Source organism: Streptomyces sp. R21 (assembly GCF_041051975.1).
Classification (GTDB): Bacteria; Actinomycetota; Actinomycetes; order Streptomycetales; family Streptomycetaceae; genus Streptomyces.
Genome location: NZ_CP163435.1, coordinates 6,714,910 through 6,736,529, shown reverse-complemented (window position 1 = coordinate 6,736,529; position 21,620 = coordinate 6,714,910). Strand labels below are relative to the sequence as shown.

Genomic DNA, 21,620 nt, shown 5'->3' with positions numbered 1-21,620 from the left:
GCGCTCGGTCACGCTGGAGGGGTGAACCGAGCCGAACTCGCCGACTTCCTGCGCCGTGGCCGCGCCCGCCTGGAGCCCTCCGACGTGGGCCTCGCGTCCGGTGCGCGGCGCCGCACGCCGGGCCTGCGCCGGGAGGAGGTGGCGGCGCTCGCGGGGATGTCCGTGGACTACTACACGCGTCTTGAGCAGTCGCGGGGCCCGCGTCCGTCACGGCAGATGCTGGGCGCGCTGGCCAGGGCGCTGCGGCTGACCGGCGACGAGCGGGACCATCTCTTCCACCTGGTGGGCGAGGAGCCGCCCCGGGACGGCACGGCGTCGGCGCACGTCCGCCCCGGGCTCCTGCTGGTCCTGGACCGGCTGCACGACACCCCCGCGATGGTCATGAGCGACTACGGCGAGGTCCTCGCGCAGAACGCGATGGCCGCGGCCCTGTCCGGCGACGCGCTCGCCCGGCCGCCGCGCGAGCGCAATCTCGTACGCCGCTTCTTCACGGACCCCGCCGCACGGAAGCTGTCCCCGCCCGAGGACCACGAGGAGCACGCGCGCGGACACGTGGCGAACCTCCGCGCCGTCACCGCGGCCCACCCCGACGACCGGGCGGTGACGGCCCTGGTCGCCGAACTCCGCACGGCCAGCGAGGAGTTCGAGAAACTCTGGGGCGAACACGAGGTGGCCGTGCGGCGCGCCTCGACCAAGCGCTTCCAGCACCCGCTGGTCGGCCTGCTGGAGCTGGACTGCGAGGTCCTCGTCAGCGCCGAGCACCGCCAGCTCCTCATCATCCACACGGCCCGCCCCGGCACGGAGACACACGAGCGCCTGCAGCTGCTGCGGGTGGTGGGGTTGCAGGACATGACGCCGAGCGGAAACAGCCAGGCTTGAGTGCCCGGCTCCTAGAACCCCAGCTTCCGCAACTGCCGAGGATCCCGCTGCCAGTCCTTGGCGACCTTCACATGGAGGTCGAGGAAGACGGGGGTGCCCAGCAGCGCCTCGATCTGCTTGCGGGACTTGATCCCGACCTCCTTGAGCCGCTTGCCCTTCGGGCCGATGATGATGCCCTTCTGGCTGGGCCGCTCGATGTAGACGAAGGCGTGGATGTCGAGCAGCGGCCGGTCCGCGGGCCGGTCCTCGCGGGGCAGCATCTCCTCGACGACCACGGCGATGGAGTGCGGCAGCTCGTCCCGCACCCCCTCCAGCGCGGCCTCGCGGATGAGCTCCGCGATCATGACCTGCTCGGGCTCGTCGGTGAGGTCGCCCTCGGGATACAGCGCCGGCCCCTCCGGCAGCAGCGGCACGATCAGGTCGGCGAGCAGGCCGACCTGCTTGTCGCCGACCGCCGACACGGGCACGATCTCGGCCCACTCGAACCCCAGCTCCTTGCCGAGCTGGTCGATCGCGATGAGCTGCTCGGCGAGGGTCTTGCTGTCGACGAGGTCGGTCTTCGTGACGATCGCGATCTTCGGCGTCTTCTTGATCGACGCCAGTTCCTTCGCGATGAAGCGGTCACCGGGACCGAGCTTCTCGTTCGCGGGCAGGCAGAACCCGATGACGTCGACCTCGGCCCACGTCGTCCGCACGATGTCGTTGAGCCGCTGGCCGAGCAGGGTGCGCGGCTTGTGCAGGCCGGGGGTGTCGACCAGGATCAGCTGGGCGTCGGGCCGGTGCACGATGCCACGTACGGTGTGCCGCGTGGTCTGCGGCTGGTCCGCGGTGATCGCGACCTTCTGCCCGACCAGAGCGTTCGTGAGGGTGGACTTGCCCGCGTTGGGGCGGCCCACGAAGCAGGCGAAGCCGGCGCGGTGGGGTGCTGCCGCGGACGGCTCGGATGACGGGGTACGAACGCTCATGGCGCCCATTGTCCCTGATCCACAGGCGCCCGCCGCACGCCGAGTCCCCGTACGGGGGCCGGACCGGGCCCGCATCGACTCCGGTGAGCTTCCGGAAACCCCCACGCAACACGAAACACGCCGGAAACGCGCGCGTGCACAACCGGAAACGCACACCGGTGACGCTCTGACGAGCCCCCACACCGTTGGAGACGACCGTGACCCTCGCCGCCGCGCACCTGGACACCGGCGACACCGCCTGGCTGCTCGCCGCCACCGCACTCGTCCTGCTGATGACCCCGGGCCTCGCCCTCTTCTACGGCGGCATGGTCCGCACGAAGAGCGTCCTCAACATGCTGATGATGAGCTTCGTATCGATCGCCCTGGTCACGGTGGTGTGGCTGGTCGCGGGCTACTCCCTCGCGTTCGGCGACGACGCCTTCGGCGGACTGATCGGCGGACTGAAGCACGCAGGCATGGCGGGCCTCGGCCCGGACAGTGTCCAGGGCACGGTCCCGACCCTGCTGTTCGCCACCTTCCAGCTGACGTTCGCGATCATCACGGCGGCGCTGATCAGCGGCGCGATCGCGGACCGGGCGAAGTTCGGGGCGTGGCTGGTCTTCGTGCCAGTGTGGGCGCTGCTCGTATACGTTCCCGTCACGCACTGGGTGTGGGGCCCGGGCGGCTGGATCCTGGAGAAACTCGGCGCACTGGACTTCGCGGGCGGTCTCCCGGTCGAGATCACCTCCGGCGCCTCGGGCCTGGCCCTCTGTCTCGTTCTCGGCCCCCGCCTGGGCTTCAAGAAGGACGCGATGCGCCCGCACAACCTGCCCATGGTGATGCTGGGCGCGGGCCTGCTCTGGTTCGGCTGGTTCGGCTTCAACGCGGGCTCGGCCCTCGGCGCCAACGGCCTCGCCGCCGCCGCCTTCCTCAACACCCTCGCCGCCGGCTGCACCGGGCTGCTCGGCTGGCTCTTCGTCGAGCAGAAGCGCGACGGCCACCCGACCACCCTGGGCGCGGCGTCCGGCGCGGTCGCGGGCCTGGTCGCCATCACCCCGTCCTGCGGCTCCGTCTCCCTCGTCGGGGCGCTGGTCGTCGGTCTCGCCGCCGGCGTGGTCTGCTCGTACGCGGTGAGCTGGAAGTTCAAGCTGAACTACGACGACTCGCTGGACGTCGTCGGCGTCCACCTGGTCGGCGGAATCATCGGCACGCTGCTGATCGGCCTCTTCGCCACCGCCGAGATGACCGGCGGCGCGGAGGGCCTGCTCTACGGCGGCGGGCTCGCCCAGCTCGGCAAGCAGCTCGTCGCCGTCGTGGCCGTCGGGGCGTACGCCTTCACCGTCACGTACGGCATCGGAAAGCTGCTCGACAAGGTCATGGGCCTGCGCGCGGACGAGGACCACGAGCACACCGGCCTGGACCTTACGGTGCACGCCGAGACGGCTTACGATCACGGGGTCCTGGGCCACGGAGCCCCGGTCTCCGCGTCCGCAGTCCCCGCCGCTCAGAAGGTCAAGACCCAGGCATGAAGCTCATCACCGCGATCGTCAAGCCGTACCGCCTCGACGAGGTCAAGACCGCCCTCCAGGAACTCGGGGTGCACGGCCTGACCGTGACCGAGGCCAGCGGATACGGACGCCAGCGCGGCCACACCGAGGTGTACCGCGGCGCCGAGTACCAGGTCGACCTCGTCCCCAAGGTCCGCATCGAGGTCGTCGTCGACGACGCCGACTCGGACCCCGTCATCGAGGCGATCGTCAAGGCCGCCCGGACGGGCAAGATCGGCGACGGGAAGGTGTGGGCGCTGCCGGTCGAGACGGTCGTCCGGGTACGGACGGGTGAGCGCGGCCCGGACGCGCTCTGAGCACGACCGGTCCTTGACGCTCTACGCCGACCGGTGCCGCCCCCTGCCAGGGACGACACCGGTCCTCGCGTTCCGTGTGCTCAGTCGAAGACGAACGGCCCCGGCGACTGCGCCCCGGTGGCCGTGCACGTGATGGTGAAGCCGAGGACCGTCATCTGCAACGAGCCGCCGTACGCCTCCAGGCTGTCCCCGGAGGCCACGGTCCCGTCGAGCGGTCCGACCGTGACGCTGTCGCCGGCCGCCATGGCCGGGTTCTTCGTGCCGGTGAAGGCGGTGGTGCCGCCGCTCGCCTTCACCAGGGTGAGCGTGGAGGTGATCGAGTCCTGCGCCAGGGCGATCGGCGCGGTGATCGCGGACGACGTGACCGTGATGGTGGCGGCGGTGCCGTCCTGGGTGGCGGTGAGTGTGGCCTCGCCGCCGCCGAAGCTGCCGCAGTCGGCCGTGATCGTCGCCGTCTGTGGGGTGACGGCGACGGCTGTGGGCGCGAAGGCGAGCCCGGCGGCCGCGAGGGCCCCGACCGCCAGTGCCGCACCTGTTCCTGTTCGCTTGCCTCTCATGGGGAATCCGGCTCCCTTCCCTTGTGGGAAAGCCATGTGGGGATGGACGGGAGAAGCAGGCCGACGGACCGGCCACGCGAGCGGGGTGCGGGCGCGCTGCGTGCGCCTTCGAAAATCTGACGGTCCGTCGGAACTACCGGTTCCATTGATGCGCGAGAGACCGCGGACGGCAAGGGCGTTTTCCGGCCGCGGCTGAGGTCAGCCCGCGGTCACCGTGACCCGGACCGTCCCGTCGGGCCCGGCCACCAGCACCGGAGTCTGAGGCCCACCCAGATCCCGTACGGCCGCCCGGTCCTCCGCCGACGCGAACTCGGCCTCCGTGACCACGGCCGCGGCCTCCAGCGACTTCGCCCCGGACGCCACCGCCATCGCCACCGCCGTCTGCAGCGCACTCAGCTTCAGCGAGTCGAGGGCGACGGTCCCGGCGACGTACGTACGCCCCGTCTCGTCCCGCACGGCCGCGCCCTCGGGCACTGCGTTGCGGGCCCGCGCGGAACGGGCCAGGGTGACGATCTTGCGGTCCTCGGGGTCGAGCGCGTTGCTATCGGTCATGCCCTGAGCATACGAAGAGGCGGAACGCTCACCCGGCGACGGGGTACATCGATCCCCGCCGCCCCTCCGGCGAGGCCAGCCACTCCAGCTTCGCCGCGGTGTTCGCCTCGGGCAGCGGCGTGTGCAGCACGATCGTGAGGTCGGGCCGGGCCGGCACCTTCATCGCCGTGGACTCCACGCACAGCAGCCCGACCAGCGGATGGTCGAGCTCCTTGCGGATCTGCCCCGCCGCCCTGATGTCCCGCCGTTCCCACAGCTCCACGAACTCGGCGCTGACCTCCTTGAGCTGGGCCAGCAGCTCACGCAGCCCCTCGTCGTCGGGCGCCGCCGCGCAGGACGCCCGGAACTGGGCGACGACCGCGCACGCGTTCTGCTCCCAGGAGTGGGAGCGCCCCCGGTAGAGGGGGTCGGTGAAGAAGTCGACGAGGCAGTTCTGGGTGTTCTCGGGGCGCATGCCGAGGACCATCCCCGCGGCGTCGTTGTAGAGCACGCAGTTGTAGTACGGGTCCATGATGTGCGCCGGATACGGCATCCAGGTGTCGATCAGCCGTCGCAGCCCCTCGCACATGTCCCGGTCCTCGGGGGCGACTTCGGGAGCGGGCGGGTTCAGCCCGGCGAGAAGGTACAGATGGCGCCGCTCGGCGTTGCTGAGCTTCAGCACCCGGGCCACGGCGTCCAGGACCTGCGGGGAGACGGAGATGTCCCGTCCCTGCTCCAGCCACTGGTACCAGGAGGCGCCCACGCCGGCGAGCACGGCGACCTCCTCGCGGCGCAGGCCCGGCGTGCGGCGCCGCGCCCCGCCGTCGGGCAGCCCCGCCTCGGTGGGCGTGACCCGGGCGCGCCGGCTCATCAGGAAGTCGCGCAGCTCCTGCCTCCGGCGGGACTTGAGCGTGTCCTCGACCACGTACGGATCCCCCTGCCGTGTCTGGTGGTGCCACCACCACCATAAGTGGTGACTCCCCACGGATATTCCGATCACCGCAAGCTCCTGCCATGGCGATCGACACCACCCCCAGTCCCGTACGACCACCCCAAGTCACCCTCGGCACCCGGCTGTCGACGCGCGACAAACTCGTCCTCTTCGTCCTGTGCGCCGCCCAGTTCATGGTCGCGCTGGACTTCTCCGTACTGAACGTGGCGCTGCCCGTGCTCGGGCAGGACCTGGGCATGAGCCAGTCCGGCCTGCAGTGGGCGGTCACCGCGTTCGCGCTGCCGTCCGGCGGCTTCCTGCTCCTGTTCGGCCGCATCGGCGACCTCTACGGGCGCCGCAGGCTGTTCCTGACCGGTCTCGCCCTGTTCGGCACCGCCTCGCTGCTGGCGACCTTCGCCTGGGACCCCGCGTCGTTCCTGGCGGGCCGCGCCCTGCAGGGCCTGGCAGCCGCGGCGATCGTCCCGGCAGGCATGTCGCTGCTCACCACGACCTTCCCGGAGGGCCCGGCCCGCGACCGCGCCCTCGGCGTCTCCGGGACGCTGCTCTCGCTCGGCTTCACGGTCGGCATGGTGGCGGGCGGTGTCCTGACAGACGTGCTGAGCTGGCGCTCCACGATGGGTCTGCTGTCGGTGTTCGCGCTGATCGTGCTGCCGCTGGCCCCCGGCCTGCTGCCCGAGTCACGCACCCCGGACCGCCCGCGCCTGGACTTCCCCGGCGCGGTCACCGTCACCGGCGGCCTGCTCTCCCTGATCTACGCCCTCTCCACCGCGGCCGACCGCGGCTTCGGCGGCGCGGACGTCATCGTGACGCTCGTCGCGGGGGTGCTCCTGCTGGCGGCCTTCGTGTACGTCGAGTCGCGCAGCCGGGCGCCCCTGGTCTCGCTGCCCATGCTGCGCCGCCGCACGGTGGCGTGGGGCAACCTGGGCGGTCTGGTCACCTTCTCGATGATGTCGACGGTCGTCTTCGTCCTGACCCTCTACCTCCAGGAGACCCTGGGCCTGTCGGCCTTCGAGACGGGCCTGGTCTTCGGCGTGCAGGGCGTCATGTCGGCGGTCGCCGGCGTGTACGCCGCCAAGGTCATCGGCCGTTTCGGCGCCCGCCGCACGCTGGTCGGCTCGCTCACCGGTCAGGGCCTGTTCGTGGCGGCGCTGCTGGGCCTGAACGCGCACCCCTGGTCCGTCTGGCTCGCGGTGGTCGCGGTCTCGCTGGCCAGCATGTGCCACCTCGGCGCGATCATCTCGTACGGCCTCACGGTCACCTCGGGCGTCCCGAACGACGAGCAGGGCCTGGCCACGGGCCTGGTGACCTCCACCCAGCAGGTCGGCCTCACCATCGGCATCCCGCTGCTCGGCGTCCTCGCCACCACGTCCTCGGACCTGCTGTCCGGCGTGCACACGGTGCTGGCCCTGGACGCGGGGATCGTACTGGTGGCTGCGGTGCTGGTCGCGGTGGGGCTGGGGCGGCGGAAGGCCTCAGGGGCGGTCGAGGCGGAGGCGCTCGGCCTTCGGTAGACCGGCGACGACCAGGTCGTACGAGTCCTCGATGAGCTCCCGGACCAGGCGGTCCGGGAGTTCGCCGTCGACCGTCACCGTGTTCCAGTGCCGCTTGTTCATGTGCCAGCCGGGGATGATCAGCCCCGGGTACTCCTCGCGGAGCCGGACCGCGTCGTCCGGGTCGCACTTCAGGTTGACCGTCAGCGGCTTCCCGTCCAGGTGGGTCAGCGCGAAGAGCTTGCCCAGCACCTTGAAGACCGAGGTGTCCGGGTTGAAGGGGAAGTCCTCGACGGTCGCGTTGAAGGACAGACAGAACGTGCGCAGCTGCTGCGGGGTCACTCCGGTTTCTCCTCCTCGGGGGCGTCCGCCGGGCCCTGCGGCTCGACGAGCACCGTCACGATCTTGTTCCGGCGGCCCGCCGAGGACTCCGCCGTCAGCCGCAGCTCCCGCCCGTCGGGCAGCTCCACCACCGCGGAGGCATCGGCGATCGGCACGCGTCCGAGGGCCTTGGCGAGCAGCCCGCCGACGGTCTCCACGTCCTCGTCGTCGTACTCCTCGAAGCCGTACAGCTCGCCGAGGTCGCCGATGTCCAGGCGGGCGGTGACCCGGTAGCGGTCCTCGCCTAGGTCGGCGACCGGCGGGAGTTCACGGTCGTACTCGTCGGTGATCTCGCCGACGATCTCCTCGAGGATGTCCTCGATGGTGACGATGCCGGCCGTGCCGCCGTACTCGTCGATGACGACGGCGACGTGGTTGCGCTCCTGCTGCATCTCGCGCAGCAGGTCGCCCGCGTTCTTGGTGTCGGGCACGAAGGCGGCGGGCCGCATGGCCGTCGACACCAGTTCGGACTCGGCGTCGCGGCTGATGTGCGTCTTGCGGGCCAGGTCCTTCAGGTACACGATCCCGACGACGTCGTCCTCGTTCTCCCCGGTGACCGGGATGCGCGAGAAGCCGGAGCGCAGCGCCAGGGTGAGCGCCTGACGGATCGTCTTGTACCGCTCGATGACGACCAGGTCGGTGCGCGGGACCATCACCTCGCGGACGAGGGTGTCGCCCAGCTCGAAGACGGAGTGCACCATGCGGCGCTCGTCGTCCTCGATCAGGGACTCGGCCTCGGCGAGGTCGACCAGCGCGCGCAGCTCCGCCTCGGAGGCGAAGGGGCCGCGGCGGAAGCCCTTGCCGGGGGTGAGCGCGTTGCCGATGAGGATCAGCAGGGGCGGGATCGGTCCCATCACGCGGGCGAGCGGCAGCAGCACGTACGCCGCGGCCGTCGCCGTGTTCAGCGGGTGCTGGCGGCCGATGGTGCGCGGCGAGACACCGACGGCGACGTACGAGACGAGGACCATCACGCCGATCGCGACCGCGAGGGCCTGCCAGGTCTCGTCGAACTCCTGGAGGCACTCGTAGGTGACGAGCGCGGCGGCCGCCATCTCGCAGGCGACGCGCACCAGCAGTGCCACGTTCAGATAGCGGGTCGGGTCGGCGGCGACCTGGGCGAGTTTCGCGCTGCCGCGCCGCCCGGACCGTACGGCCTCCTCCGCCCGGAAGCTGGAGACCCGCGCGAGGCCCGCCTCCGCGCAGGCGGCGAGCCAGGCGACGACGACCAGTGCTATGGCGCCTACGACGATCTGGGCGCTCATGACACGGTCGGGGCCGGGGACGGCCCGGTGAGGCCCTTCTCCGCGCGCCAGCCGTCCACGATGGCCGCCTGGAGGCCGAACATCTCGGCCTTCTCGTCGGGCTCCTCGTGGTCGTAGCCGAGGAGGTGCAGCACTCCGTGGACGGTGAGGAGCTGGAGCTCCTCGTCCATGGAGTGCTGCGTCTCGGCGTCCTTGCCCTGCTGTTCGGCGACCTCCGGGCAGAGGACGATGTCGCCGAGCAGGCCCTGCGGCGGCTCGTCGTCGTCCTTCGTCGGCGGACGCAGTTCGTCCATCGGGAAGGACATGACGTCCGTCGGACCGGGCAGGTCCATCCACTGGATGTGCAGCTGTTCCATGGCGTCGGCGTCCACGACGATCACCGAGAGCTCGGAGAGCGGGTGGATGCGCATCCGCGCGAGCGCGTAGCGGGCGATGTCGAGGATCGCCTGCTCGTCGACCTCGGTTCCGGACTCGTTGTTGACGTCGATCGACATGGTCGTGCTGGTCTACTTCCCCTTGTGTACGGCCTTGCCGCGGCCGCCCTTGTGGGTGCCGTTCTCGGTGCCGTTCTCGTCGTCGTACTTCTCGTACGCGTCGACGATACGGCCGACCAGCCTGTGCCGGACGACATCCTGGGAGGTGAGCCGCGAGAAGTGGACGTCGTCGAGGCCCTCCAGGATGTCCTGCACCTGGCGCAGACCCGACTTCGTGCCGCTCGGGAGATCGACCTGCGTCACGTCACCCGTGACCACGATCTTCGAGTCGAAGCCGAGGCGGGTGAGGAACATCTTCATCTGCTCGGCGCTCGTGTTCTGCGCCTCGTCCAGGATGATGAAGGCGTCGTTCAGCGTGCGGCCTCGCATGTAGGCGAGCGGGGCGACCTCGATCGTCCCGGCTGCCATCAGCCGCGGGATCGAGTCCGGGTCGAGCATGTCGTGCAGCGCGTCGTAGAGCGGGCGCAGATACGGGTCGATCTTCTCGTAGAGGGTGCCGGGGAGGAATCCCAGGCGCTCTCCGGCCTCCACCGCGGGCCGGGTCAGGATGATGCGGTTGACCTGCTTGGACTGGAGGGCCTGCACGGCCTTGGCCATGGCGAGGTAGGTCTTGCCGGTACCGGCGGGGCCGATGCCGAACACGATCGTGTGCTTGTCGATCGCGTCGACGTACCGCTTCTGGTTGAGCGTCTTGGGGCGGATGGTGCGGCCGCGCGAGGACAGGATGTTCTGCGTGAGCACTTCGGCCGGAGTCTCCTGGCCGTCGCCCTCCCCGTTCTCGCTCGCCCTGAGCATGGCGATCGAGCGTTCCACTGCGTCCTCCGTCATCGGCTGCCCCGTGCGGAGCACCAGCATCATCTCGTCGAACAGGCGCTGGACGAGGGCGACTTCACCGGCGTCGCCGACCGCACTGATCTCATTGCCCCGGACATGGATGTCGGCCGCCGGGAAGGCCTTCTCGATCACGCGCAGGAGGGCGTCTCCGGAACCCAGCACGGTCACCATGGGGTGCTTGGCGGGGACGGTGAAATGCGCTCGGGCCTGCTCCTGCGCGGAGGTCTGAGCTGTGGGTGTCTGAGTCATGGGCCGGCTCGTAGGCCTTGCTCGTCCTCCTCTTGCGGGGCTCGCGCCCGCTCGACAGCCTTGCACTGCCAAGAGTACGACGGTGCACCGACAACCCCGTAGGCCTTTTCCCGGGCAGCCTGGTGCGGGTGGGGACGCCTTGCCGGCTAGGCCGACCGGCGGAACCCGATCGTGGGGACGGCCCGGCGCAGCGGCCAGGGTCGCGAGACCTCGGGGGTGAGGCCCTCCAGGAAGGCGTAACGTCTCAGCGCGGTCGGGTCCTGGTCGTCGTACGACTGGACCCTGCGCCACCAGGCGGCGATCTCGGACCAGCCCGGCGCGGACAGCGAGCCGCCGAATTCCTGCACGGACAGGGCGGCCGTCAGCCCGGCGAAGGCGAGGCGGTCGGCGAGGGGCCAGGCGGCGAGGGTGCCCATGACGAACCCGGCGACGAAGACGTCCCCGGCACCGGTGGGGTCCAGGGCCTCGACGGCGATCGCGGGGACCTCGGCGGTCTCGCCGGTGCGGCCGTCCACGGCGTAGGCGCCCTCCGCGCCGAGGGTCACCACGGCGAGCGGCACGTGCGCCGTGAGGGCCTGGGCGGCCGCTCTGGGGCAGTCGGCTCCGGTGTAGCGCATGGCCTCCTCGGCGTTGGGGAGGAACGCCTCGCAGTGCTCCAGGTCGGCGAGCCCGGCGAGGTCCCAGCGGCCGGTGTCGTCCCAGCCGACGTCGGCGAAGATGCGGGTGCCCTCGCCCGCGGCCTGGGCGATCCAGGGGGCGCGCGTGCCCGGCGTGAGCGAGGCGACGGCGGCACGCGCGCGGGGCGGGCAGTCCGGTGCGGGCTCCTCGGGCGGCGGCTCGTGCCCGTGGCTGACCATGGTGCGCTCGCCCTCGTACGCCATCGAGACGGTCACCGGCGAGTGCCAGCCGGGCACCGTGCGCGACGCCGAGAGGTCGATGCCCTCGCCCTGGGACAGCGCGTCCCAGCAGTACTCGCCGTAGTGGTCGTCGCCGAAGGCGGCGGCGAGGGACGTCTTCAGGCCGAGGCGGGCCAGGGCGGTGGCCATGTTGGCGACGCCGCCGGGACTCGACCCCATCCCGCGCGCCCAGGACTCGGTGCCGCGCACCGGGGCGGAGTCGAGGCCGGTGAAGACGATGTCGAGGAAGACGGTGCCCGTGAGATAGACGTCCCAGGGCGGGTCCTGGGGGGTGCGCAGCCCGGCGAGTGGGTCGACATGGGCCTGGCCGTACGGTCGCTCTCCGTTGGACGCGGTCACGATGCGCTCCCTGACATGATGCGGATCAGGCCAGTGTGCACCACGCCCCGCGCCGGACGGCGGCGATCCCGCGCGCGGCGCCGACGCACCGCCCAGCGGTCCCGGGGGCCTACCAGCGGGGAACGGCCGGGGTGACCCACTCGGGGTCGGCGATCCGCATCGCCGCCGCGTCGTCCCGGTCCCGCAGCGAACCGTCGTCGTCCAGCCACCGCCGGTGCAGGAACGCCAGCTTGTCGCGATCGAGTTCGACCCCGAGACCGGGTGCGTCGGACACGACGACGGACCCGCCCTCGAAAACGAGCCGCTCCGTCAGTACGTCCTCTGACTGCCAGGGGTAGTGGGAGTCGCAGGCGTGGTGGAGATCGGGCACCGTGGACGCGACATGGGTCATGGCGGCGAGGCTGATCCCGAGATGGGTGTTGGAGTGCATGGAGATGGCGACGCCGAACGTCCGGCAAACGGCGGCCAGTTCACGGGTGTTGCGCAGCCCGCCCCAGTAATGATGGTCGGAGAGGACGACCTGTACGGCATCCTTCGTGAACGCCTCCTCGATCTCGCCGAAGGTCGTCACGCACATGTTGGTGGCGAGCGGCACGGACGTACGCGCCGCGACCTCCGCCATCGCCGGCGTACCGAGCGCGGGATCCTCCAGGTATTCGAGGACGTCCCCGATCGCCTCGGCGACCTTCACCGAAGTCTCCACGGACCAGGCACCGTTGGGGTCGAGCCGCAGCGGATGCCCTGGGAAGGCCTCGGCGAGTGCCCGTACGGCGGCGATCTCCTCGTCCGGCGGGAAGACACCGCCCTTGAGCTTGAACGAGGTGAACCCGTACCGCTCGGTGAACTTCCGCGCCTGCTCGACGACTCCGGCGGGATCGACGGCCGCGCCCCAGTCGTCCTTCTCGGCGGCGACGCCTTCCGGATGGCCGGCCCACTTGTAGAAGAGGTACGCGCTGTACTCCACGGCGTCGCGCACCTTGCCGCCGAGCAGTGCGTGCACGGGCAGCCCGAGCGCCTTGCCGAGCGCGTCCAGACAGGCGACCTCGAACCCGGAGACGACGGACAGCCGCAGCTTGTCGGCGGTCTGCACACCCCGCAGTCCGCCCACGTCGACCTGGTTCTCGACCCGCGACTGATCGACGGCCACCTCGTCGGCCAGGCCGAACAGCCCGTTCAGATCGGACACTTGGCGCCCGACGAGCCGCTCGGCGAACGGCCGCGCCAGCTCCAGGTACTTGCTGTCGCCGTAGGTCTCACCGACTCCGGTGACTCCGTCGGCCGTCACCACCTCCACGATCAGCCGTGGGGTGTACGGCTGGTGCACGCCCTGCGTGTTGAGGAGGGGCGGGTCGGCGACCAGGATCGGCGTCAGCCGTACGTCGGTGATGGTGAGGTTCACAGGGCGGCTCCTACGAGGTCGAGTCCGGTGGCCAGAAGAGCTGTGAGGTCGGCCAGATCGGCGGCCGAGGGATCGACGAGCGGCGCACGCACGGGCCCCACCGGCAGCCCCCGCACCCGCGCGGCCGCCTTGACCAGCGAAACGGCGTACCCGGGCACCCGGTCCCGCAGTTCGACGAAGGGCACATAGAAGTCCCGCAGGAGCTTCTCCAGGGTCCCGCCGTCCCCGTCCCGCAGCGCGGTGTGAAAGGCGCCGGCGATCTCGGGGGCGAAGGCGTGCACCGCGGACGAGTATGCGGGGACGCCGACGGTGGCGTACGCCCGCGCCTGGATCTCGGCGGTCGAGGCGCCGTTGAAGAAGAGAAACCCTTCGGGCGCGGCAAGGGTGAGCCGCTGCAACCGGTCCAGATCGCTGTGCCCGTCCTTCAGCCCGATGACCCCGGGAATCCCGGCGATCCTCCTCAACCCGTCCGCACTGAAGGCGACTTGGCCACGCTGATAGGCGATGAGCGGCAACGAGGTCCGAGCCGCGATCTGCTCCACCTGCCTCACCAGCCCGTCCTCCGGCGCGGCGACGAGATAGTGCGGCAGCACGAGCAGGGCGTCGGCCCCGGCGTCCTCGGCGATCCGCGCGAACCGGGCGGCCTGCGCCCACCCGTACCCGGTCCCGGCAACGACGGGAACCCGGCCACCCACCACCTCGACGGCGGCGGTGACGACCTGCCGGTACTCGTCCTCGTCCAGCGAGAAGAACTCTCCCGTCCCGCAGGCGGGAAAGAGCGCCCCGGGCCCGGCGCCGATCTGATCCTCGGCATGCGCCCGAAAGCCGTCGAGATCAAGAGACCCGTCCCCATGAAAGCTGGTCAGCGGAAACGACAGAACGCCACGGCCCATACCGCGCCGCAGCCGATCGGCAACGCTCCCCGCACCCTCACCCATCAGGAACCGACTCCATCTCCGTACGTAGACGCCATCCACATATGAATACGAAGATTAGATAGACGAACGAGGACCGTCAATGGCGCGGTCCTGGATGCGGGGCGGGGTGGGTCGCAGCCCGGCCACCACGGGGCACCGCGACACGATTGCCCGCAGCGACGACGGCCCGCAGTCACCCACCGGCGGGAGGGGCCGTGCCGGTACGTCTCTGCCCGTCGCGTAGCAGACCGCCCGCCAAGTCCCGCCGTATATCAACCCCGGGCAGTACGCCCACGCGGCGACGGGCAAGACGTACCGGCACGGCCCCGACCCACCCACCGGCGGCAGGCGCCCCCGCCCGCAAGCGTGGGCGACTACCCGGCCACCCCCACCCCAAACGCAACGTGCGCCACATCACACCGCCCCACCTGTTTCGCACCCCCACCCCCTTGATACAAATTGCCCGCGCGTTCCTGTCCATCGACAGCCGCCCAACCCCCTCATTGAGCCGCTTCTTTCGCATGCCCTGGGAACGCCCGTGTCCGCCCGCACCACCACGCCCTGGCCTCTCGTCGCCCTTTTCACGGCCGGGTACCTCGCCGCGTACCTCCTGCCCACCACCGTCGGCAGACTGGACGCAGGCCTCCCCCTCTCGGCCACCCAGGCCGGCTCCCTCGGCAGCGCCCTGCTGCTGAGCTCAGCGGCAGCCGGCTTCGTGCTCGCGAGCCGCGTGGACCGCATCGGCCCACGCAGGCTGGCCCGCGCGGGCCTGCTCCTCGCCGCCGCCGGCTACGGCACGGCCGCCCTCACGACCAGCCTCCCCGTCGTCGTCGCCGGAGCGATCGTCGGCGGCTTCGGCTCCGGCACAGCCACCACGGTCGCCGCCGCCGGAATCGCCGCCCAGAGCGATGCGCACCGGGTCACCGCGCACGGCCTCCTCGGCGTCTCCGCGCTCGCGGGCACGGTCTATCTGACGGTCCCGCACCTCGGCCCGGGCCACGGCCTCCCCCTCGCCGCGATCGCCCTCACCGCACTGCTGGTGTGGCCCACCACCGGCCGCCTCCCCACCCATGCGCACACGACGCCCCTCACCCCTCGCCCGACGACGGACCGCCGCCTCCCTCACCTCCGTCCCGGCCTGCTCCTCGCCGCCGCCATGCTCTGCTGGTCCCTCGCGCAGAACTCGCTCTGGGGTGTCAGCGGCCGGATCGGCCTGACGCAGGCGGGACTCACGGAGGTCACCGTCGGTGTGGTCTTCGCCGTCGCCCTCGGCGCCGGACTGCTCGGGGTGCTCGCCGCGGGCGCGCTCGGCCCGCGGCTGGGCCGGGCGCTGCCGATCGGTGCGGGCACGGCCGTGATCGCCGGCTGCATCGCGCTCAGCGCGACCGCCACGGACCTCACGACGTTCGCGACGGGCGAGATCGCCTGGAACACGCTCTACCCGATCGTGCTGTCGTACGTACTCGGCCTCGCCGCCTCGCTCGACCAGCGCGGCCGCTGGGCGGTCTTCGTCGGCTCGGCGTCCTCACTGGGCACGGCGGCGGGCCCGCTCGCCGGCAGTGTGCTCGCCGCACAGGCCGGATTCCCGGCGATGGGCGCGATCCTGGCCGTGGGCCTGCTGGTGCTCACGCTCCCGATGACCGCGGTCGCCCTGCACACCGACGGCCGCCGCACCCGCGCCCCGCACCACCTTCACCCGGTGGTGGAGATCCCCCTGGACCTGGACGCCCACGCCCAGTCCCCCAGCATCCGCCAGGCCTACGACACGGCGGGGCCCCGGCAGGCAGCAGCCGCACCGGGGCCCGGAACCACGTAGGCACCGACCGAAGCACTACTCGGCGAACTGCTCGGCGAACTACTCGAACTCGTACGCCTCGACCTCGGCGATGTACCGGGCCCGCCGCTCCTCGTCATGCTCCAGGAAGGAGGCGACGAACGAGTTGCGGGCAAGCTCCCGCAGCCGCTCGGGACCGAGCCCGAGCGCCCCGCTCACGGCGTCGAAGTTGTCCCCGGCGTAGCCGCCGAAGTACGCGGGATCGTCGGAGTTGACGGTGCACAGCAGCCCGGCGTCGAGCATGGCGGGCAGCGGATGGTCCGCGAGGACGTCCACGGCGCGCAGCCGTACGTTGGACAGCGGGCAGAGCGTCAGCGGCACCCGCTCCCGGACGAGCCGCTCGACCAGCTCGGCGTCCTCCATGCAGCGCAGCCCGTGGTCGATGCGCTCGACACCGAGCACGTCCAGCGCCTCGGTGATGTACGCGGGCGGCCCCTCCTCGCCCGCGTGCGCGACGCGGCGCAGCCCGAGCGCACCGGCGGCCTCGTACACCTCGCGGAACTTGACCGGCGGATGCCCGACCTCGGCGGAGTCGAGGCCGATGCCGACGATCCGGTCGAGGTACGGCTTCGCGGCCTCCAGGGTGTCCATGGCCGACTCGGCGGACTCGTCCCGCAGGAAGCACATGATCAGCTGGGTGGACACGCCGTGCGTCTCCTCGCTGCGCCCCAGCGCCCGCCACAGCCCTTCCACGACGGCCCCCATCCCCACCCCACGGGCGATGTGGGCCTGCGGATCGAAGAAGATCTCCGCGTGCCGCACGCCCTGCGCGGCGGCGCGCGCGAGATAGGCGTCGGCGAGGTCGGCGAAGTCCTGCTCGGTGCGGAGCACGGACATCAGCTCGTAGTACAGGTTCAGGAACGACTGCAGATCATCGAAGAGATACGCCTTACGGAGCTCTTCGGTGTCGGCGTACGGCAGCGTCACGCCGTTGCGCGCGGCCAGCGCGAAGGCCAGCTCGGGCTCCAGGGTGCCTTCGATGTGGAGGTGCAGTTCAGCTTTGGGGAGGGGCATCGCAGCATAGTACGGGTGTTTTATTGCCGTTTCAGAACCGGCGCCTCCACCCCGGGCCCCGCCCGGAGGGATCACCCCCGCTTGGGCACCGGCACCCGTTGCAGATCGTGCGCCACGGTCAGCTCGCCCTCGAACCCGGCGGCCCGCGCCTGCCGCTCGAACTCCTCGGGGTCGGAGTAGCGCTGGCTGAAGTGCGTGAGCACGAGATGCCGTACCCCGGCGTCCCGCGCGACCGCACCTGCCTGACCAGCCGTCAGATGCCCGTGATCGGAGGCGAGTTGGACGTCCTCGTCCAGGAACGTCGACTCGATGACGAGGAGGTCGCACCCGTCGGCGAGCGCGTGCACCCCGTCGCACAGCCGGGTGTCCATGACGAACGCGAACCGCTGCCCGCGCCGCACCTCGCTGACGTCGTCGAGCGTGACGTCCCCGAGGGAGCCCTCCCGCTGGATCCGCCCGACGTCGGGCCCCTTGATCCCGTGCGCGGCGAGCCGCTCGGGCAGCATGCGGCGCCCGTCGGACTCGACGAGCCGGTACCCGTAGGACTCGACGGGGTGCGACAACTTCCGTGCTTCCAGGGCGTACGAGGAGGTCGTGGCCAGTGTCCCGTCGGCGTCGACCGGCGCTTCGGTGAGCGCGACGGTCTCGCGGTACGCCGTGGCGTACCGCAGCCGGTCGAAGAACCGCTGGCCCGAGCGCGGATAGTGCGCGGTGATCTCGTGCGGCACCCGGTCGAGGTTGATGCGCTGGATCACCCCGGCGAGACCGAGGGAGTGGTCGCCGTGGAAGTGGGTGACACAGATCCGGTGCAGGTCGTGCGCGGCGACACCGGCGCGCAGCATCTGCCGCTGGGTGCCCTCTCCGGGGTCGAAGAGGAGGCCCTCGCCGTCCCAGCGCAGCAGGTAGCCGTTGTGGTTGCGGTGCCGGGTCGGGACCTGGCTGGCGGTGCCGAGCACCACCAATTCACGTACGGACAAGGTCGGTTACCCCGGCGGCCACTGCATGCCGCGGCCGCCCAGGACGTGAGCGTGCGCGTGCCAGACGGTCTGGCCGGCGCCGCTGCCCGTGTTGAACACGATGCGGTAGCTCTCCAGCTTCTCCTCGGCGGCGACCTCGCCGGCCTCACGCAGCATGTCGGCGGCGATGGCGGGTTCGGCGGCGGCCAGGGATGCCGCGTCCGGGTGGTGGACCTTGGGGATGACCAGGACGTGGGTGGGCGCCTGGGGGTTGATGTCGCGGAAGGCGACGGTGGTCTCGGTCTCCCGGACCAGGGTCGCCGGGATCTGCCCCGCGACGATCTTGCAGAACAGGCAGTCGTCCTGCGGCTCTCCCGCCATGCTGCGTGCCTCCTCGCACAGACTGATCATTACGCCAGCATCGTATCGACGTTTTAGCCTGTCCGGCGTTTGAGGACGAGGCCGTTCAGGCCGAAAGCGGGGGTCTGGGGGCGGCAGCCCCCAGGTACAGCCACACCCGTTCCGGGTGCCTACACCTCCGGCAGAGCGGGCGCAGCCTTCGCCGGTGTTTCCTCCAGCGCCGCCAGCGCGATCCGGATCGCCTCGTCCAGTTGGACGTCCCGCCCAGCGGCGTAGTCCTGCGGGGCGTGCACCACCTCGACGTCGGGGTCGACGCCGTGGTTCTCGACGCCCCAGCCGTAACCCTCGAGCCAGAAGGCGTACTTGGGCTGGGTGACGAGCGTGCCGTCGACGAGCCGGTAGCGGCTGTCGATGCCCACCACGCCGCCCCATGTCCGGGTGCCCACCACGGGCCCGATCCCGAGAGCCTTGATCGCCGCGTTGACGATGTCGCCGTCGGAGCCGGAGAACTCGTTGGCGACGGCGACGACGGGGCCGCGGGGCGCGTCCTCCGGGTAGCTGTAGGGCCGCATGCCGCGCGGGAGGTCCCAGCCCACGATGCGTCGTGCCAGCTTCTCGACGATCAGCTGGGAGGTGTGGCCGCCGCGGTTCTCGCGGACGTCGACGACCAGCCCCTCCCGGGCCACTTCGATGCGCAGGTCGCGGTGGAGCTGGGCCCAGCCGGAGCCGACCATGTCGGGCACGTGCAGATAGCCGAGCCGGCCGCCGGACTTCTCGTGGACGTAGGCCCGCCGGTCGGCGACCCAGGCGTGATAGCGCAGCGGTTCGTCGTCGCCGGTGGGTACGACCACGGCGTGCCGGAGGTCGCCGCCGCCGGACGGGGAGACGGTCAGCTCGACCGGTTTGCCCGCCGTGCCGACGAGCAGCGGGCCCGGCCCGGCGACGGGGTCGACGGCCTGTCCGCCGACGGCGACGATCGCGTCCCCGGCGCGCACCGCGACACCGGGCGCGGCGAGCGGGGCCTGCGCTTCGGGGTCGGAGGTCTCGGAGGGCAGGATGCGGTCGATGCGCCAACTGCCGTCCTCATGGCGGGAGATGTCCGCCCCGAGGAGCCCCTGCGCCCGGTTCGCGCCGCTTGTGCCGCCGCGCGGGCTGACGTAGGCGTGCGAGGTGCCGAGTTCGCCCTGCACCTCCCAGAGGAGGTCGACGAGGTCGTCGTGGGTGGCGAGCCGGTCGAGGACGGGCCGGTAGCGCTCCAGTACGGCGTCCCAGTCGGCGCCGCCGAGGTCGGGCCGCCAGAAGTTGTCGCGCATGAGGCGGCCGGCCTCGTCGTACATCTGGCGCCACTCGGCGGCCGGGTCGACGCTCTGCCGTACCCGGGAGAGGTCGACGGTGATGTTGCTGTCGCTCTCCTCGCCGTTGGAGGCGCGGCGGTCGCTCGGTACGACCTTGAGCTTGCCGTCGGTCCACAGCAGGACGCGCTTGCCGTCGCCGCTGACGGCGAAGTGGTCGGCGTCGGCGGCGAGGTGCTCGATGCGCTGCTGGGCGAGGTCGTACCGCTCCAGCTCGCTCTGGGGGTCCGGGTCGTCGGGTGTGGCCCGGGAGGCGCCGAGCACGCCGCGGACGGGGTGGCGCAGCCACAGCACGCCGTCCTTGGCGGCCCGCAGTCCCGAGTAGCGGGCGGCCTCGACGGGGAACGGGACTATCCGGTCGGCGAGTCCGTCCAGGTCGATCCGGGTGGTGGGGGTGCCCTCGCTGTCGGGCGTCTCGTCCTTGTCGGGGGCCTCGAAGGGGCGGCCGTGGCGCTGCGGTCCGAAGGGGGACGGTGTCGTCGCGGCCAGGGTGATCAGGTGCGGGCGGGAGCCGCCCACGAACGCGAGGTCGAAGACGTGTTCGTCGTAGACGGGGTCGAAGGAGCGCGCCGACAGGAAGGCGAGGTGTTTGCCGTCCAGGGTGAAGGCGGGCGAGTAGTCACGGAAACGCAGCGGGGTCGCCTCGGTCACCGACAGGTCGGCGGTGTTGGCGAGCTTGAGCTGGCGCAGCGGGCGCGGGCCGGGGTGCGACCACGCGAGCCAGGCCGAGTCGGGCGAGAAGACGAGGCCGGTGACGTCGCCGTCCTCGCTGCGGTCGACCTCGCGGACCTCTCCGGTCTCCCGCTCGACGAGCAGCACCCGCCCGTCGTGCGAGGCGACGGCGGCGCGGCTGCCGTCGGGTGCCATGGCGAGGCCGAGGACGCGGCCGAGCTGTCCGGCGGCGAGCCGTCGCGGGATGGCCCCGGGGGCGACGCCGGTCGCCGGGGCGAACTCCAGGGCGTCGTCGCCCTCGGCGTCCGTCACCCACACCACGTGCTCCTCGCCCTCGGAGCGGAAGGTGCGGGGCAGCCGGGCGCGGACGCCGTGCTCGGCGGCGAGGGCGCGGGCGGGGCCCGAGCGGTGGGTGACCCAGTGGACGGCGCCGCGTACGGAGACGGCGCTGCCGCGCGCGGTGTGGTCGGGGGCGGCGGCGCCGAACCAGCGGGCCGCGTTCACGGGGTGCGGCTGGAGGTCGACGCGCTGTCCGCCGAGGCGGAGGTCGAGACGGCGCGGTTCGGCGCCGTCGAGGTCGTCGAGCAGCCACAGCTCACCGGCGGACGCGTACACGACGCGCGTGCCGTCGGTGGCCGCCTGCCGGGCGTAGAAACTGTCAACTGCCGTGTGCCGGCGCAGATCCGACCCGTCGGCGAGGGAGGAGTAGAGCGCTCCCACGCCTTCGTGGTCGGAGAGGAACGCGACGCGCTCGCCGACCCACAGCGGGTACTCGATGTTCCCGTCAAGGTCCTCGTGCAGGCGCCCGAACTCGCCCCCGCCGTCCCGGTCGATCCACAACTTGCCCGCTGTGCCGCCCCGGTACCGCTTCCACCACGCGGCCTCGCGGCCCATCGGCGCGGAGAGCAGCAGCACGCCCGGCCCGAAGGCGACATCGCCGACGAGGCCGTACGGAAGGACGGTCGAGGGTCCCCCGTCGAGCGGGACGGCGTGCGCCCAGCTCCGGCGGAGGGAGGCCTGCCCGACCGTGCTGAGGGCGAGCACCTTGCCGTCGGGGGTCCAGCCGCGCACCTGTGTCCTCGAACTGCCCCAGTACGTCAGCCGTTTGGCCGGGCCGCCGTCCAGGGAGGCGGCGTGCACCTCGGGCGCGCCGTCGCGGGTGGAGGTCCAGGCGACGGTCGTGCCGTCCGGGGAGATGCGCGGGTGGGTCACCGGAACGTTGTCGGCACTCACCCGCCAGGCGCGGCCCGCCCCGTCGAGGGGCGCCGCCCAGACGTCGTCCTCGGCGGTGAAGACGACCAACTCGCCGCGCAGATGCGGAAACCGGAGATACGCGGCCTGCGCGGCCTGCGTGGACAGTGCGGCCGATGATGACGATGCAGACTGTGTCACCCGATCACCCTATGCAGCGACCGCGCCTCTG

The 21,620-nt window shown here is 71.6% G+C and carries 20 protein-coding genes; 5 read left to right on the top strand and 15 right to left on the bottom strand.

Going from position 1 to position 21,620, the window contains the following annotated elements; all coding sequences use genetic code 11:
- Window positions 1-21 precede the first annotated feature (21 nt).
- A complete protein-coding gene (locus AB5J56_RS30005; protein ID WP_369236919.1) occupies window positions 22-879 on the top strand; it encodes a helix-turn-helix transcriptional regulator in 858 nt (285 codons plus the stop codon).
- Between the two features lie 11 nt (window positions 880-890).
- On the opposite strand, the gene era is transcribed toward AB5J56_RS30005, so the two are convergent.
- A complete protein-coding gene (gene era, locus AB5J56_RS30000) occupies window positions 891-1,853 on the bottom strand; it encodes a GTPase Era (protein ID WP_369236917.1) in 963 nt (320 codons plus the stop codon).
- Window positions 1,854-2,041: 188 nt separating this feature from the next.
- On the opposite strand from era, the gene AB5J56_RS29995 reads away from it, so the two are divergent.
- Together AB5J56_RS29995 and AB5J56_RS29990 are read left to right on the top strand one after the other, a co-directional pair.
- Window positions 2,042-3,352 (top strand): ammonium transporter, encoded by a 1,311-nt coding sequence (locus tag AB5J56_RS29995; RefSeq protein WP_369236915.1) that lies wholly within the window; start codon window positions 2,042-2,044, stop codon window positions 3,350-3,352.
- Window positions 3,349-3,687, top strand: a complete 339-nt coding sequence (locus AB5J56_RS29990; RefSeq protein WP_369236913.1) for a P-II family nitrogen regulator — start codon at window positions 3,349-3,351, stop codon at window positions 3,685-3,687. Before AB5J56_RS29995 ends, AB5J56_RS29990 begins: the two co-directional genes overlap by 4 nt.
- A gap of 80 nt (window positions 3,688-3,767) precedes the next feature.
- On the opposite strand, the gene AB5J56_RS29985 is transcribed toward AB5J56_RS29990, so the two are convergent.
- The 3 genes from AB5J56_RS29985 to AB5J56_RS29975 form a co-directional block, all read right to left on the bottom strand.
- Window positions 3,768-4,244, bottom strand: a complete 477-nt coding sequence (locus AB5J56_RS29985; RefSeq protein ID WP_369236911.1) for a hypothetical protein — start codon at window positions 4,242-4,244, stop codon at window positions 3,768-3,770.
- 198 nt (window positions 4,245-4,442) lie between these two features.
- Window positions 4,443-4,796 carry a cytidine deaminase gene (locus AB5J56_RS29980; RefSeq protein ID WP_369236909.1) on the bottom strand — a complete coding sequence of 118 codons (354 nt, stop codon included), beginning with the start codon at window positions 4,794-4,796 and terminating at the stop codon, window positions 4,443-4,445.
- A gap of 28 nt (window positions 4,797-4,824) precedes the next feature.
- Window positions 4,825-5,646, bottom strand: coding sequence for a helix-turn-helix transcriptional regulator (locus AB5J56_RS29975; RefSeq protein ID WP_369242886.1), 822 nt, complete (start codon window positions 5,644-5,646; stop codon window positions 4,825-4,827).
- Between the two features lie 143 nt (window positions 5,647-5,789).
- Between AB5J56_RS29975 and AB5J56_RS29970 the strand changes: the two genes are divergently transcribed.
- The gene (locus AB5J56_RS29970) at window positions 5,790-7,238 is read left to right on the top strand and encodes an MFS transporter (protein WP_369236907.1); all 1,449 of its coding nucleotides are present in this window, start codon (window positions 5,790-5,792) and stop codon (window positions 7,236-7,238) included.
- On the opposite strand, the gene AB5J56_RS29965 is transcribed toward AB5J56_RS29970, so the two are convergent.
- The 7 genes from AB5J56_RS29965 to AB5J56_RS29935 all read right to left on the bottom strand — a co-directional run bounded on the left by AB5J56_RS29965 (window position 7,200) and on the right by AB5J56_RS29935 (window position 14,030).
- A complete protein-coding gene (locus AB5J56_RS29965; protein WP_369236905.1) occupies window positions 7,200-7,559 on the bottom strand; it encodes an MmcQ/YjbR family DNA-binding protein in 360 nt (119 codons plus the stop codon). The genes AB5J56_RS29970 and AB5J56_RS29965 overlap by 39 nt on opposite strands.
- Window positions 7,556-8,860 carry a hemolysin family protein gene (locus tag AB5J56_RS29960; protein ID WP_369236903.1) on the bottom strand — a complete coding sequence of 435 codons (1,305 nt, stop codon included), beginning with the start codon at window positions 8,858-8,860 and terminating at the stop codon, window positions 7,556-7,558. Before AB5J56_RS29960 ends, AB5J56_RS29965 begins: the two co-directional genes overlap by 4 nt.
- A complete protein-coding gene (ybeY, locus tag AB5J56_RS29955; RefSeq protein ID WP_369236901.1) occupies window positions 8,857-9,354 on the bottom strand; it encodes an rRNA maturation RNase YbeY in 498 nt (165 codons plus the stop codon). Before ybeY ends, AB5J56_RS29960 begins: the two co-directional genes overlap by 4 nt.
- A 12-nt stretch (window positions 9,355-9,366) precedes the next feature.
- On the bottom strand, window positions 9,367-10,437 hold the full coding sequence (locus tag AB5J56_RS29950; protein ID WP_369236899.1) for a PhoH family protein: 1,071 nt from the start codon (window positions 10,435-10,437) through the stop codon (window positions 9,367-9,369).
- Window positions 10,438-10,583: 146 nt separating this feature from the next.
- Entirely contained in the window at window positions 10,584-11,693 is a 1,110-nt protein-coding gene (locus AB5J56_RS29945; protein WP_369236897.1) for a carbohydrate kinase family protein, read from the bottom strand.
- Between the two features lie 109 nt (window positions 11,694-11,802).
- Entirely contained in the window at window positions 11,803-13,092 is a 1,290-nt protein-coding gene (locus AB5J56_RS29940) for a glucarate dehydratase family protein (RefSeq protein ID WP_369236895.1), read from the bottom strand.
- The gene (locus AB5J56_RS29935; protein WP_369236893.1) at window positions 13,089-14,030 is read right to left on the bottom strand and encodes a 5-dehydro-4-deoxyglucarate dehydratase; all 942 of its coding nucleotides are present in this window, start codon (window positions 14,028-14,030) and stop codon (window positions 13,089-13,091) included. The genes AB5J56_RS29940 and AB5J56_RS29935 overlap by 4 nt, the downstream gene beginning before the upstream one ends.
- Before the next feature lie 517 nt (window positions 14,031-14,547).
- Between AB5J56_RS29935 and AB5J56_RS29930 the strand changes: the two genes are divergently transcribed.
- On the top strand, window positions 14,548-15,825 hold the full coding sequence (locus AB5J56_RS29930) for an MFS transporter (RefSeq protein WP_369236891.1): 1,278 nt from the start codon (window positions 14,548-14,550) through the stop codon (window positions 15,823-15,825).
- Between the two features lie 39 nt (window positions 15,826-15,864).
- Here the strand turns inward: AB5J56_RS29930 and AB5J56_RS29925 are convergent, their stop codons facing one another.
- The 4 genes from AB5J56_RS29925 to AB5J56_RS29910 form a co-directional block, all read right to left on the bottom strand.
- Complete coding sequence (locus tag AB5J56_RS29925; RefSeq protein ID WP_369236889.1) at window positions 15,865-16,857, bottom strand: adenosine deaminase; 993 nt, start codon at window positions 16,855-16,857, stop codon at window positions 15,865-15,867.
- A 71-nt stretch (window positions 16,858-16,928) separates the two neighbouring features.
- Window positions 16,929-17,834, bottom strand: a complete 906-nt coding sequence (locus AB5J56_RS29920) for a ribonuclease Z (RefSeq protein WP_369236887.1) — start codon at window positions 17,832-17,834, stop codon at window positions 16,929-16,931.
- A 6-nt stretch (window positions 17,835-17,840) separates the two neighbouring features.
- Window positions 17,841-18,194: a histidine triad nucleotide-binding protein gene (locus AB5J56_RS29915; protein WP_369236885.1), complete on the bottom strand. Its 354-nt coding sequence runs from the start codon at window positions 18,192-18,194 to the stop codon at window positions 17,841-17,843.
- Window positions 18,195-18,343: 149 nt separating this feature from the next.
- On the bottom strand, window positions 18,344-21,589 hold the full coding sequence (locus tag AB5J56_RS29910; protein WP_369236883.1) for a S41 family peptidase: 3,246 nt from the start codon (window positions 21,587-21,589) through the stop codon (window positions 18,344-18,346).
- Window positions 21,590-21,620 lie beyond the last annotated feature (31 nt).